13 protein-coding genes are annotated in these 12,393 nt (G+C 60.6%); 5 read left to right on the top strand and 8 right to left on the bottom strand.

Translation table 11 applies throughout. From position 1 onward, the window contains the following. Positions 1-596: carbon starvation CstA family protein (locus tag BM300_RS19230; protein WP_305883542.1), on the bottom strand; the 596-nt coding region annotated here is incomplete at its 3' end. A 314-nt stretch (positions 597-910) separates the two neighbouring features. Between BM300_RS19230 and BM300_RS19225 the strand changes: the two genes are divergently transcribed. Further along, complete coding sequence (locus BM300_RS19225) at positions 911-2,272, top strand: cache domain-containing protein (RefSeq protein WP_013693309.1); 1,362 nt, start codon at positions 911-913, stop codon at positions 2,270-2,272. Between the two features lie 31 nt (positions 2,273-2,303). Continuing rightward, positions 2,304-2,936, top strand: coding sequence for a response regulator (locus BM300_RS19220; protein WP_063321366.1), 633 nt, complete (start codon positions 2,304-2,306; stop codon positions 2,934-2,936). Positions 2,937-3,046: 110 nt separating this feature from the next. Here BM300_RS19220 and BM300_RS19215 read toward each other — a convergent pair whose 3' ends face one another. Continuing rightward, positions 3,047-3,916 carry an SDR family oxidoreductase gene (locus BM300_RS19215; RefSeq protein ID WP_092463650.1) on the bottom strand — a complete coding sequence of 290 codons (870 nt, stop codon included), beginning with the start codon at positions 3,914-3,916 and terminating at the stop codon, positions 3,047-3,049. Positions 3,917-3,975: 59 nt separating this feature from the next. Next, positions 3,976-5,205, bottom strand: coding sequence for an arabinose transporter (locus BM300_RS19210; RefSeq protein ID WP_092463647.1), 1,230 nt, complete (start codon positions 5,203-5,205; stop codon positions 3,976-3,978). 141 nt (positions 5,206-5,346) lie between these two features. On the opposite strand from BM300_RS19210, the gene BM300_RS19205 reads away from it, so the two are divergent. Both BM300_RS19205 and BM300_RS19200 read left to right on the top strand, forming a co-directional pair. Further along, positions 5,347-5,982, top strand: coding sequence for a TetR/AcrR family transcriptional regulator (locus BM300_RS19205; protein WP_092463663.1), 636 nt, complete (start codon positions 5,347-5,349; stop codon positions 5,980-5,982). 108 nt (positions 5,983-6,090) lie between these two features. Beyond that, positions 6,091-6,882, top strand: a complete 792-nt coding sequence (locus BM300_RS19200; protein ID WP_063321368.1) for a transporter substrate-binding domain-containing protein — start codon at positions 6,091-6,093, stop codon at positions 6,880-6,882. 150 nt (positions 6,883-7,032) lie between these two features. Here BM300_RS19200 and BM300_RS19195 read toward each other — a convergent pair whose 3' ends face one another. The 3 genes from BM300_RS19195 to BM300_RS19185 are packed head-to-tail and all read right to left on the bottom strand — an operon-like array spanning position 7,033 to position 9,940. Continuing rightward, positions 7,033-8,052 carry a TRAP transporter substrate-binding protein gene (locus BM300_RS19195; RefSeq protein WP_092141214.1) on the bottom strand — a complete coding sequence of 340 codons (1,020 nt, stop codon included), beginning with the start codon at positions 8,050-8,052 and terminating at the stop codon, positions 7,033-7,035. A gap of 50 nt (positions 8,053-8,102) precedes the next feature. Further along, positions 8,103-9,383, bottom strand: coding sequence for a TRAP transporter large permease subunit (locus BM300_RS19190; protein ID WP_092141217.1), 1,281 nt, complete (start codon positions 9,381-9,383; stop codon positions 8,103-8,105). Continuing rightward, complete coding sequence (locus BM300_RS19185; protein WP_092141220.1) at positions 9,380-9,940, bottom strand: TRAP transporter small permease; 561 nt, start codon at positions 9,938-9,940, stop codon at positions 9,380-9,382. The genes BM300_RS19190 and BM300_RS19185 overlap by 4 nt, the downstream gene beginning before the upstream one ends. 489 nt (positions 9,941-10,429) lie before the next feature. Between BM300_RS19185 and BM300_RS19180 the strand changes: the two genes are divergently transcribed. Next, positions 10,430-10,678, top strand: coding sequence for a phage infection protein (locus BM300_RS19180; protein WP_092463644.1), 249 nt, complete (start codon positions 10,430-10,432; stop codon positions 10,676-10,678). Positions 10,679-10,849: 171 nt separating this feature from the next. Here BM300_RS19180 and hpaR read toward each other — a convergent pair whose 3' ends face one another. Both hpaR and hpaA read right to left on the bottom strand, forming a co-directional pair. Then, positions 10,850-11,272, bottom strand: a complete 423-nt coding sequence (gene hpaR / locus BM300_RS19175; protein WP_063321373.1) for a homoprotocatechuate degradation operon regulator HpaR — start codon at positions 11,270-11,272, stop codon at positions 10,850-10,852. A gap of 62 nt (positions 11,273-11,334) precedes the next feature. Beyond that, positions 11,335-12,240 carry a 4-hydroxyphenylacetate catabolism regulatory protein HpaA gene (hpaA, locus tag BM300_RS19170; RefSeq protein WP_018613304.1) on the bottom strand — a complete coding sequence of 302 codons (906 nt, stop codon included), beginning with the start codon at positions 12,238-12,240 and terminating at the stop codon, positions 11,335-11,337. Positions 12,241-12,393 lie beyond the last annotated feature (153 nt).

Here is a 12,393-nt window from a genome sequence, read left to right as displayed (position 1 = left end):
GCCATTACCGTGAAGATGCCCCACGGGCTCTCGGCCAGGGCCTTGACCACGATCAGCGCCAACACCGCGAGGATGATGATCATGATCAGGAAGCAGCCGAACAGAGCGATGGTGCCAGGGACACGGCCCATTTCTTCCCGGACCATGTCACCCAGGGAGCGCCCGTTGCGGCGGGTGGACAGGAACAGGACCATGAAGTCCTGCACCGCACCGGCCAGCACCACGCCGGCGATCAGCCAGAGCGTGCCGGGCAGGTAGCCCATCTGCGCCGCCAGCACCGGCCCGACCAGCGGCCCCGCGCCGGCAATGGCCGCGAAGTGGTGGCCGAAGAGAATGTGTTTGTTGGTCGGGACGTAGTCCAGGCCATCGTTGTTGAGCACGGCAGGGGTGGCCCGGCGCGCATCGAGTTGCATCACGTTGTTGGCGATGAAGAGGCTGTAGTAGCGGTAGGCGACCAGGTAGATGGCCACGGCTGCGACGACGATCCAGAGGGCGTTGATGGGTTCGCCGCGGCGCAAGGCCACGACGCTCAACGCACAGCCCCCCAGAACGGCGACGGCAAACCAGGCGAGGTGTTTAACCAGACGGGTTGTCATTGCGTGTCTCCTGCCGATATCCAGTGGATTGCGGCGATTGTTTTTATAGTGTGCCCCGGCTATTCGGAGCCGGCCCAATATCCCTGCAACGGGTCAATAAATAAATCCGTAGTACTACGTAGAACCCCAATTCCCCCTGTGGGAGCAAGGCTTGCCCGCGAGAGAGTCAATACGGTCTTTCATACACCGCGGCGCCAGCGTCGCGAGCAAGCTTTGCTCCCACATGTCTTGCGCCACAGGTTTTATGCCTCATCCATGGGTTTGGCATATGATGCCGCCATTCGCCTCCCCGCCGAGTCCGGACAGGAGTACAGATGCTGCTCAAACACAAAATCGTCGCCCTTGGGATTTTGCCGCTGGTCCTGGCCATCGCGGTCATCTGTGCCCTGGTGATCTCGCTCAATCGCCAGTTGGGCGATCAACAGGCGCAACTGATCGAAGACAGCATCCTGGCGAGCAAGCGCGCTGAGCTGAAGAATTATGTCGAGATGGCGCAGAGCCTGATCGCCCCGCTGTATGACAACGGCCGGGGAGACGAGCGCGCGCAACAGCAGGTCCTGGAAGAACTGCGCAAGCTCAGCTTCGGCATAAACGGTTATTTTTTCGTGTACGACCGCCAGGGCCGCAGCCTCATGCATGCCCGCCAGTCGGAACTGGTGGGGCAATACCTCTGGGACATGAAGGATCCCCACGGCCTGCCGGTCATCCAGGCATTGCTCAAGAGTGCCGAGTCAGGCGAAGGGTTCCAGCGCTACGCCTGGAACAAGCCCTCCTCCGGCCAGGTGACCGACAAGCTGGCCTATGTCGTGATGCTCGATCAATGGGGCTGGATGCTCGGTACCGGGATTTACCTGGAGGATGTCGAACGCGCCACCCAGCAAGCCCGTGACGAAGTTGCCCATGGCATCCACAGCACCATGCAAGCCATCGCCGCGATCGCCTTGGTGGCGGTCCTGCTGGTATTTGCCGGCGGCATGACCCTCAACGTCAGCGAACATCGCCTGGCCGATAAAAAGCTGCAGCGACTGAACCAGCGTATCGTCAGCTTGCAGGAAGAAGAACGCTCGCGGGTCTCGCGCGAGCTGCACGACGGCATCAGCCAACTGCTGGTGTCGATAAAATTCCAGTTCGAACTGGCCAGCCATGTGTTGGAAAACGGCCAGGAAAACGGCCTGGGCATCCTCAAGAATGCGACCGACCGGCTGGGCGAAGCCATCGGCGAGATCCGTAGCATCTCCCACGACTTGCGCTCGTCCCTGCTCGACACCCTGGGCCTGCCCGCCGCCATCGGCCAGCTCGCGACCGAGTTCCAACAGCGCAGCGGGCTTGAGGTGTCCTACCGAAGCAACGAATTCGATTGCCGCCTGGAAAATGGCGCCCCTGTCTCGCTGTTCCGCATTGCCCAGGAAGCCCTGACCAATATCGAGCGCCATGCCGGGGCGAAAAGTGTCGGCATCACCCTGTTCGGCTCCAGCCAGTCCTTGCGTCTGACGGTCGTGGATGACGGGATGGGCTTCAACGTCCCGCAAGTAGAACGCGGCCACGCCGGCATCGGCCTGCGCAATATCCGGGAACGGGTCGAGCATTTCGGCGGACGCCTGGAAGTGACCTCGGCACCGGGACGAAGCGAACTGGATATCTTGCTGCCCATGAACCTCTCGGTAACGGAAAACTGATGCGCACCCCTTCCAACAAGAGCACCTGCCGATGAACCTGCCTCCAGTGATTCGTGTCGCGCTGGTCGATGATCATTCCCTGGTCCGCGACGGCATCAAGGCGCTGCTGTCCGTAATGCCCCGACTGGACGTGGTGGGCGAAGCCGAGAACGGCGCGCAAGCGATCGAAATGGTCGGTCGCAGTCAACCGGACCTGCTGCTGATGGACATCAGCCTCAAGGACATGAACGGGCTCGAGTTGACCCGGCTGCTGGGCAAGCAATACCCCAGCCTCAAGATCCTCATCCTCAGCATGTATGACAATTACGAGTACGTGAGCGAATCCGTGCGCTCCGGCGCCAGCGGCTACGTACTCAAGAACGCGCCGTCGCGGGAAATCGTCGCGGCCATCGAAGCCATCATCAGCGGCGGCACGTTCTACAGTGCGGAGATCGCCCAGCGGCTCGCCACCGACCCGCACACCGATAACGAGCTGACGCCGCGCGAGAGCCAGGTGTTGTCCAAAATGGTCCAGGGCCTGAACAACAAGGAAATGGCCCGAGAACTGGACATCAGCGTACGCACCGTCGAAACCCATCGCCTGAGCATTCGCCGCAAGCTGAACATCGACAAGCCCGCAGCCCTGGTGAAATACGCGATCGACCACGGGATCATTTCGCGCTAGGCCTTTGTGGCGAGGGAGCTTGCTCCCGCTCGGTTGCGCAGCGACCGTAAAATATCGGGGTCGCTGCGCAACCCAGCGGGAGCAAGCTCCCTCGCCACAGATCGTTCATTTCAATCGGCGTGGTAATAGCCTGGTTGGTCAAGATCAGCCAACAACCCCGGGCCGCTTGGCATCCAGCCCAGCAAGGCACGGGTGTACGCGCTGGACACTGCCATGTTCGCGCCCGCCATGTGGGCGAACCAGCCGAAATGCTCGCGCTCGCGGGATTCCACCGGCAACCCCAGGCCACGACCGATCGCCTGGGCAATGTCCTTGAACGGCACGGCCTCGTCGGCGACGGCGTGGTAGACGGATTGCGTCACGCCCTGTTCCAGCGCCAGCCGATAGACCCGTGCGGCGTCCAGTCGATGCACGCCCGACCAGCAATGGACGCCGTCCCCGAGATAGGCCGAAACGCCCGTCTCCCGGGCCAGGCGAATCAGGATCGGCACGAACCCATGGTCGCCGAGGCCATGGACCGAGGGCGCCAGTCGCACCGTCGCCACACGCACCCCACGCTCGGCCAGGTCCCGGGCGGCGGCTTCGGACTTGCGGGGCGAGGCCGGGCTCACCACTTCCAGTTCACTCGCACCCCGCGTCAATCCAAACAGGCCCGATGTCACCAGCAACGGCCGGTCGGAGCCTCGCAACGCGTCGCCCAACGTTTCGATGGCGCGGCGGTCCTGCTGGGCATTTTCGGCAAATCGCGAGAAGTCATGATTGAACGCCGTGTGAATCACCGCGTCCGCCGCCGAGGCTGCGCCGTGCAAGATCTCGAGATCATCCAAAGTGCCTGAAACCACCTTCGCGCCTGTCGCAGCCAGTGTCGCGCCTTTTTCTTCGCATCGGGCCAGGCCCGTGACCCGATGCCCGGCGGCGATCAGATCCTGTACCACGGACGCCCCAACCCAGCCCGTGGCACCGGTAACGAATACGTGCATATGCAACGCTCCTGTTCTAAAAAAACCGAACCGAAAATCTTCTATAACCCATCGAAGACTCAGAATTTGTATTGAACTTGTGCTTGCCGTCCTCTCAGCAACATCAGGGCCACCCCGAAAGACAGCCCAACGGCAATGGCGCCGCCCAGGTAAACCGCACCAATACCCCAGCCACTCGCCAACAAACCGGCCAGCGGACTGGTGATGCCCAGGGAAATATCAAGAAACGCGACGTAGGCCCCCATGGCGAGACCGCGTGCCTGCGGTGGCGCACGCCGTACCGCTTCCACGCCGAAGCCGGGAAACGCCAGGGAATAACCGAAGCCAGTGAAAGCCGCCCCCAAATAAGCCATGGTCGCGGTGTCGGCGCTCCAGATCAGCAGCAACCCAACGGTTTCGATCAATACGCAGACCAGCGCGACGCGAGCGCCGCCAATCTTGTCCGGAAGGTGCCCGAAAAGCAGGCGAGCAGCGATGAAAGCCACACCGAACGCCGTGAACGCCAAGGAAGCGTTGCCCCAATCCCTGGCCGCGAATAACAGGGCAATGAACGCCGTGACGACACCAAAGCCGACGCTGCAGAACGCCAACCCCATGCCGGGAACCCATACAGCACCGAGCATCGTGTAGAACGGTGTACGCCGGGTTGCCGTAGGGGCGACAGCGCGCACGCCCGCGACAATCGCCAAGGCCAACAGAGGAATGAACATCGAGGCCATGGCAATGCCCGTGAATCCCCAGCCGCCATTCAACGCCACGCCAAGCGGAGCGCCCAGGGCATAGGCGCCGTACATGGCGATGCCATTCCAGGCCATGACCTTGCCGGCATGCTGCGCCCCCACCAGGCCGATGCCCCACCCCAGCGCACCGGTGACGATAAGGCTTTCGCCAATTGCCAGCAGCACCCGACCGCCAGACAAAAGCCAGACCGACGTGGCTGGCGCAGCAACGAACGCCAGGGAAAGCAGATAGACCAGCCCTGAAACCGCGGCTGTCACCAGCCCGGTCATGACGGCGCGTTTCCCACCGCGCATGTCGGCAAAATTGCCGGCCCAGGCCCGTGACAACAGCGCAGCGGCGAACTGCGCCCCGACCACCAGGCCAATCACCAGCGTGCCCATGCCCAGCGCGACGTGCAGATGGAGGGGCAAGACAGGCAGTTGCATGCCGATCGTGAGGAAACCGATGAATACGGTCAGAGTGAGCGGCAACAGCTTGAGTGTCGGATTGGCCTCGACGGCTGCCTTAGGCGCCGAAGAAGCGCCGAGATGAATATTGTCTTGTGTCATAACCCTACCCACGGAAAGGATGCGATATGACGTTGAACGCTGCCGGTGGAGCCGACTAGAATGCGATCAATTCGTCGCATTCAAGATACGAACAATCCGTCGCATTTCCTATTCGCATTCCCTGCCGAGGTTCATGCCCACATGTCCGAACGCTCAAGCCCGCAGATTTCCTCGCGTAAACAGCCGCAACAGGCACGCTCCACCGAGCTCGTCGCCGCGGTTCTGGAAGCGGCTGTTCAGGTTCTGGCGACCCAGGGCGCGGCACGTTTCACGGTGGCCCGGGTTGCCGAGCGAGCTGGCGTGAGCGTCGGCTCGGTGTACCAGTACTTCCCGAACAAAGCGGCGATCCTGTTCCGCCTGCAAAGTGATGAATGGCGGCAAACCAGCGATATGCTGCGCGAGATCCTTGAAGACAACCTCAAGCCGCCCTTCGAGCGCCTGCGTACCCTGGTGCAGGCGTTCATCCAGTCCGAATGTGACGAAGCCCAGATACGCGTCGCCCTCAACGACGCCGCACCGCTCTACCGCGACGCTCCCGAGCACCAGGCCGCGCGGATGTCGGTGCAGCAGTCGGTGGATGCTTTCATGCTGCAAGCATTGCCAGACGCCCCGGCACAAACCCGTACCCTGGCAGGTGACCTAGTCATCAGCACGCTCAGTGCCGTGGGTAAGCGCTTCTCATCAGCGCCCCGCTCTCCTGCGGACGTTGCCATCTACAGCGATGCCATGGCCGATATGTTCTGCGCCTACCTTGCAAGCTTGCAGCGCCCCCGTTGAGACCGCTGCCTGCTGACGGTTCGTCAGCCATGCTCCAGTGACAGCCTGCCAACACTTTTACTACACTCCCTGATCTTGTTTCCCTCCGCTACGAGACGTCCCCTCACGATGAAAACCATAACAAGTTCGATGACGTTCTGTGGCCTGTTGGCGCTCTCTTGCGGCGCCTTGGCCGAACCGACACCTTCGCTACTGGACCAGGTCCTGCAACGCGGCGAACTGAAGGTGTGCACCACCGGCGACTACAAGCCCTATACCTTTAAAACCGCAACCGGCGAATACGAAGGCATCGACATCGACATGGCGCGCTCGCTGGCCGCCAGCCTGGGCGTCAAGGTGCAATGGGTACAAACCACCTGGAAAACCCTGATGCCGGATATGGTTGCCGGTCAATGCGACATCGGCATGGGTGGGATTTCGGTGACGCTGGAGCGCCAGAAGAAAGCCTATTTCAGTGACACCCTGGACGTGGATGGCAAGATCCCGCTGGTGCGTTGCGAAGACAAGGAGCGCTACCAGACCCTCGAACAGATGAACCAGCCTTCGGTGCGTCTTGTCGAACCGGCCGGCGGCACCAACGAAGCCTTCGTCCGGGCGTTCCTGCCCAACGGCCAGTTGAACTTCCACGACAACGTGACCATCTTCCAGCAACTGCTGGACAAGAAGGCCGACGTGATGATTACCGACGCGTCAGAAGCGCTCTACCAGCAAAAACTCAAGCCCGGCCTGTGCGCGGTCAACCCGACCCGCTACCTGCAATATGGCGAGAAGGCCTACCTGCTGCCTCGGGATGACAACACCTGGAAGATGTACGTCGATCAGTGGCTGCACTTGAGCAAGGCCAATGGCAGCTACCAGAAAGTGATTGGGCAGTGGTTGGCCGTTCCCGCCGCCCAATGATCGCTCGCTGAGAAACAAAGCCCTGTGGGAGCTCGCTCGCGATGGCGTCAGGTCAGCCGCATTGATGTCGACTGACACACTGCAATCGCGAGCAAGCTCGCTCCCATAAGGGACCTGTGACGGGGTCTGCTCCGGACAGGCCCATTCGCTTCACTGTGCCGCGCGCACCTTGGCGATTTCCTCGTACATCGTCTTCACCAGGTCGGCATCCAAGGATTTGGCGAACTTGTCGACTACCGGTTTCACCCGCTCACGAAAGCGATCTTTCTCCGCCGGGGTGACTTCGTTCACGGTCATGGCACCGGCCAGCGTCACTTTGGCCTTGTCCATGCTCGCCGCCGTGACTTCACGCTGGAACTTCTGTGCCTCAGTGGCAGCCGAGCGAATCATCGCCTTCTCATCGTCGTTGAGACGGTTCCAGGTTTTCTGGCTGATGATCAACGACTGCGGGTTGAAGATGTGGCCCGTGACGGAGAGATACTTCTGCACCTCGTAGAACTTGTTGCCCTCAATCACGGTGAACGGGTTTTCCTGACCGTCGATGGTGTGCTGCTCAAGGCCCGTGTAGACCTCGGGGAACGCCATCGGCACCGGGTTGGCACCCAGGGCGGAGAAGGTCTCCAGGTAGATCGGCGACTGGATGACGCGAATCTTCAAGCCCTGCATGTCTTCAAGCTTGGTCACCGGGTGCTTGCTGTTGGTCAGGTTACGAAAACCCAGGTCCCAATAACCCAGCGCGACCAGCCCTTTGCTGTCCAGTTGCGCGGCCAGTTTCTGTCCGACCGGGCCATCGATGACCGCATGGGCTTCCTCGACGTTGTTGAACAGGAACGGGAAATCGAGCATGGCATAATCCGGTGCCTGGGCGGCCAGGATGCCGGAGTTGAGCACGGTGATGTCCAGCGTGCCGCCCTGCAACGCCGACACCGTTTGCACATCACCGCCCAGCGTACCGCCTGGGAACAGGCGGACCTTGATCTTGCCACCACTCTTCTCGCTGAGCAGGTCGGCGAACTTCTGCGCGCCCTGGCCTTGCGGATGCTCCTTGACGTTCTGGAAGGCGAATCGCAAGGTGCGTTCGCGGATTTCATCTGCGTGACTGACCACGCTACCCAGCAGCAGTCCCGTTGCGCACGCCCCGGCCAACAGGGTTTTCATCAATTGTCCCATGTCACTCTCCGATCATTATTGTTTTAAGGTCGAGCTAGCCAGCACCGGTGTTATCCGGTGAAGAATTTCAACGGTCCCAGGACCAATTGCGGAAACAGGACCAACAAGAACAGCACCACAAACTGCGCAAACATGAACGGCCACACCCCACGCACGATTTCCTCGAAGTCCAGCTTCGCCACCCCGCAGACCACGTTGAGCACCGTGCCCACGGGAGGCGTGATCAGGCCGATGGCTGTGTTGATCAGGAACAGCACGCCGAAGTACACCGGGTCGATCCCCGCCTGGATGACCGCCGGCATCAGCACCGGGGTGAGGATGAGGATGGTCGGGGTCATGTCCATCACCGTCCCCACCAGGATGATCAGCGCCATCATCACCAGCAACAGAAGGGTCTGGTTGTCCATGAAGGGCGCCAGCATTTCCGCCAACTGGCCCGGCAGATCGGCGATGGTCACCAGCCACGATGAAACCATGGCCGCCGCCACCAGCAGCATCACCACCGAGGTGGTCTTGGCGGAGGACAGAATCACTTCGTACAACTGGCTGACTTTCATTTCCCGGTAGATCACCAAGGACACGAACAGCGAATAGACCGCCGCGACCACGGCGGCTTCCGTGGGGGTGAAGATGCCGAACTTGAGGCCCAGGATGATGATCAAGGGCAGGCCCATCGCCCAACTGCCGTCGAGCAACGTGCGCAGCACTTCGGCACGGGAACGCTTGGGCGGTGTCTCGACGTTCTCGCTGCGGGAGATGTACCACCAGGCAACAGCCAGCGAAGCCCCCAGCATCAGGCCCGGCACAATACCGGCCAGGAACAGCTTGGAAATCGACACCCCGGACGCCACGCCAAAGACGATGAAACCGATGCTCGGCGGAATGACCGGTGCGATGATGCTACCGGCGGCGATCAGCCCGGCCGAGCGCCCTCGGTTGTGCCCGGCCAGCACCATCATCGGCACCAACAAAGCCGCCAGTGCCGCCGCATCGGCCACGGCCGAACCGGAGAGCGAAGCCAACAGGCAGGAAGCGATGATCGCCACGTAACCCAGGCCTCCGCGCTTATGCCCCACCAGCGCCATGGCAATATTGACAATGCGTTTGGACAGGCCGCCGACGTTCATGATTTCGCCGGCCAACATGAAGAACGGCACGGCCATCAGCGGGAAGCTGTCCGCGCCGTTGAGCAGGTTCTGGGCGATGATTTGCGCGTCGAACAGATCCAGGTAGAACATCAACGCCACACTGACCACCAGCAAGGCAAACGCGATGGGCATGCCCAGTGCCATGCTGCCCACCAGAGACCCGAGGAAAATAACCAGCGTCATGGGCGGGTACTCTTTGTAGGGTTATGGGCAATGGGGTCATGGGTGAGCACCTCGGCATCGTTGTCCTTGACCATCACCAACTCGTCATCCCCCAGCTTGCCGAACAGCGCCAGGTAGAGCTCGTAAAGCAGGATCGCTGCGGCACTGGCGCCAAACACCAGGCCGGCACCATAAAACAGCGCCATGGACAATCCTGACGCCGGAGCAACGACATTCAGGTTGATCGCAGCCTGTTGCCAGCTGCCACTGAAAATCAGCCAGCAGATGTACAACATCAAAAGATGACTGATGACCAGGCAGATACGCTTGCCTGCCGGCGGCAAGCGCTTGACCAGGCTGTCCATGCCCAGGTGAGCACGGTCCTTGAGCGCCACCAGGGCACCGAGAAAAATCATCCAGACGAAGAACCAGCGCGACAGCTCCTCCGACACACTGATGCCCGAGTTGAAGGCATAGCGCAGCACCACATTGCCGAACACCAGCAAGATCATCGCGAGCATGCATAGCACGATCAGCAGCTTGAGCAGCTTGAAATACAGATTCACCACTTTTGTCATCTTGAAGGCCTCAGAGGCTTGTCGAGCGCCCACACCCTACTGGCGCGATAAAACCGCAACAGCATGGGGTCGCTATAGGATCGAACCTGGGAGACTGGAAGATGCGCTGCAAAGACAGATCAAGGAGAAAGCTTGCGGTGCTCGGGTAGGCATGGGTGTTCCTCTATTTTTATTATGGTCTTTGCCTCGTCGGGCGAGACAGCTGTCGCTAAAATGTACCACCCGGTTAGTTTGGTCAATATCCCAGGCAGGCGCACACTGCAAAGCGTGCGATTATCGACCAGACAATTGGCGTTTTTCATCGCATTGAGCTGCCACACCAACAAGATTTGTATCGGTTTGTATAGGAAACGCGGCCTGATACGAAATGATGGATTTCGTCCCTTCTTGGCACACATCGTCGATACATCTGCGCGTTTAACTGTGATCACCGGACAGCAACACGTTCGTTGCCACCGGCCCACTCAATCAAGCGCAAGGAGAATCACCATGTTCAACTTCTCGAAACTTTCGTCTCTTGCAATCGCCCTGACACTGGTTGGCGGCGTCGGTCTGTCGAACGCAGCCTCGGCAAAGAGCGCCCCAGCCCAGACTGCGCATCAACTGGCTGAAGGCGGGTCTGATCGTTTGATCCAGAATCGCGTGGCCGAGGGCGGCTCCGATCGCTTGATCGAGAATCGCGTGGCTGAAGGCGGGGCTGATCGGTTGCAGGAGTTGCGTGAACGTAGCGCGGTGTGAAGCGATTTTGTGGCGAGGGAGCTTGCTCCCGTTGGGCTGCGTAGCAGCCCCCTGCCCCCTCCCACTCGTTCAGTCACCGGTCGGCTGGTTTTGCGACTACTTCGCAGTCGAACGGGAGCAAGCTCCCTAGCCACAAAAGCGGATGGCTACTCATGGCTTGTGGCTCAAACCTCAGGGCTTGATGTTCTTCAGCTCATTGAGCAACCCGAGCAACTGCTCCATCTTTTCCTCGCCAAACTGCTCTTCGATCCGTCGATAGTTGCCTTCCATGCCCTCGCTCATGGACACGAAGCACTGCTGGCCGCGCTCGGTCAGCCCGACAAAGACCCGCCGCTGATCCTGGCTGGACTTCTGCCGCCGCACCAGACCGTCACGCTCCAGGCGACTGAGTACACCGGTCATGCTCGGTTTGAGGATGCACGCCTGGTGGGCGAGCTGATGGCTTTCCAGCTCCCCTTGCTGATGCAGGATGCGGATCACCCGCCATTGTTGTTCCGTGAGGTCATGCTGGTTCAGCGCCGGTCGAAAAAAAGCCATCGCCGCTTCGCGGGCTTGCAACAGCGTCAGGGTCAATGAGGGTCTGGGGTTGGCCATGTTCGAACTGTGTGGATGGGCGAGTCGGCAGCTTAGTGTCGCTATCACAGCGCTGCAAGCGCTCAGCGCAACCCTGATTGCCGCTGGCGATACTCCCCCGGCGTGAGTTGGGCGTAACGCTGGAAAAACCGACTGAAATACGCCGGGTCCTTGAACCCGAGCTGGTAGCAGATTTCATTGGCCGAGCTGCCGGTGAACAGCAACAGGCGCTTGGCCTCCTGCATCAGCCGCTCCATGATCAGGCGCTTGGAAGGCAGGTCGGCGATGCGTCGGCACACGTCATTGAGGCGCGCCTCGGTCACGCCGATGCCTTCGGCGTAGCGCGATAACGGCCAATGCTGCAGGTAGTGGGCCTCGATCAACTCGTTGAAGCGGTGAAAGATCTTCAGGTCTTCATGCCGGGCCGGCCTGGCCTCCAGGGAGTTGGAACATAACCGCAGCAGGCTGATCATGATCAGCCGCGTCAATGCGTCCAGTGTTGCGCTGCGCCCCGGGCGCCCGGCCGTCACCTCCTCACTCAACTCCTCGAACAGGTACTCCAACCGCCGCACCTCCCCCGCCTGCCCAGGCCCCAGTTGCGCCAGCGCTACGCAGGCCGCCGGCATTTGCACGCCCGCCGGCGCCAGGCTTGGGTCGGCGTCGATCAACTGCCACACCAATTGCTGGCGCACCGTCAGCACATGCCCGTCACTGTCGGCCTCGGTCACGAAGGAATGGGGAATGGTCGGTGGCGTGAGGAAGAACATCGGCCCGGATTCGACGTACTGCTGGTCATCGAGATATACGCGCACGGTGCCGCTCTTGACGTAGTGCACCTGGAAGAACCGGTCGTGACGATGAACCGGCATGTTGCGACCGAAAAAATCCGCCAGGTTGGCGAGTCGGTCGTAATGCACTTCGGCATCGCTGTAGCGCTGGTCGTACACCTGACCAATGTTGATGTTGGGGATCGGCTGACGGTCAGTCATCACGCAGTACTCATTTTCTTATTCTGGTCCAGATACCTGCCGCATTCATCCTGCACCGAATCCGGCAAGGCAACCAGTGCCCGCTCATTCTGTCACGCTTGACGATAGTTAACATCTTAATTATAACTGTTAACACATTAACAATAACCGCAG

Origin of the sequence: Pseudomonas sp. NFACC46-3, assembly GCF_900114515.1 — a bacterium.
In the GTDB taxonomy this organism is placed as follows: Bacteria; Pseudomonadota; Gammaproteobacteria; order Pseudomonadales; family Pseudomonadaceae; genus Aquipseudomonas; species Aquipseudomonas fluorescens_Q.
Note: the sequence above shows the minus strand (reverse complement) of the source record. Positions and strands in the feature narration are given on the sequence as shown.

Excerpts from the sequence above, each read along its gene's own strand:
- BM300_RS19225 (WP_013693309.1), top strand. The coding sequence starts at position 911 with ATGCTGCTCAAACACAAAATCGTCGCCCTTGGGATTTTGCCGCTGGTC.
- BM300_RS19220 (WP_063321366.1), top strand. The coding sequence starts at position 2,304 with ATGAACCTGCCTCCAGTGATTCGTGTCGCGCTGGTCGATGATCATTCC.
- BM300_RS19215 (WP_092463650.1), bottom strand. The coding sequence starts at position 3,916 with ATGCACGTATTCGTTACCGGTGCCACGGGCTGGGTTGGGGCGTCCGTG.
- BM300_RS19210 (WP_092463647.1), bottom strand. The coding sequence starts at position 5,205 with ATGACACAAGACAATATTCATCTCGGCGCTTCTTCGGCGCCTAAGGCA.
- BM300_RS19205 (WP_092463663.1), top strand. The coding sequence starts at position 5,347 with ATGTCCGAACGCTCAAGCCCGCAGATTTCCTCGCGTAAACAGCCGCAA.
- BM300_RS19200 (WP_063321368.1), top strand. The coding sequence starts at position 6,091 with ATGAAAACCATAACAAGTTCGATGACGTTCTGTGGCCTGTTGGCGCTC.
- BM300_RS19195 (WP_092141214.1), bottom strand. The coding sequence starts at position 8,052 with ATGGGACAATTGATGAAAACCCTGTTGGCCGGGGCGTGCGCAACGGGA.
- BM300_RS19190 (WP_092141217.1), bottom strand. The coding sequence starts at position 9,383 with ATGACGCTGGTTATTTTCCTCGGGTCTCTGGTGGGCAGCATGGCACTG.
- BM300_RS19185 (WP_092141220.1), bottom strand. The coding sequence starts at position 9,940 with ATGACAAAAGTGGTGAATCTGTATTTCAAGCTGCTCAAGCTGCTGATC.
- BM300_RS19180 (WP_092463644.1), top strand. The coding sequence starts at position 10,430 with ATGTTCAACTTCTCGAAACTTTCGTCTCTTGCAATCGCCCTGACACTG.
- hpaR (WP_063321373.1), bottom strand. The coding sequence starts at position 11,272 with ATGGCCAACCCCAGACCCTCATTGACCCTGACGCTGTTGCAAGCCCGC.
- hpaA (WP_018613304.1), bottom strand. The coding sequence starts at position 12,240 with ATGACTGACCGTCAGCCGATCCCCAACATCAACATTGGTCAGGTGTAC.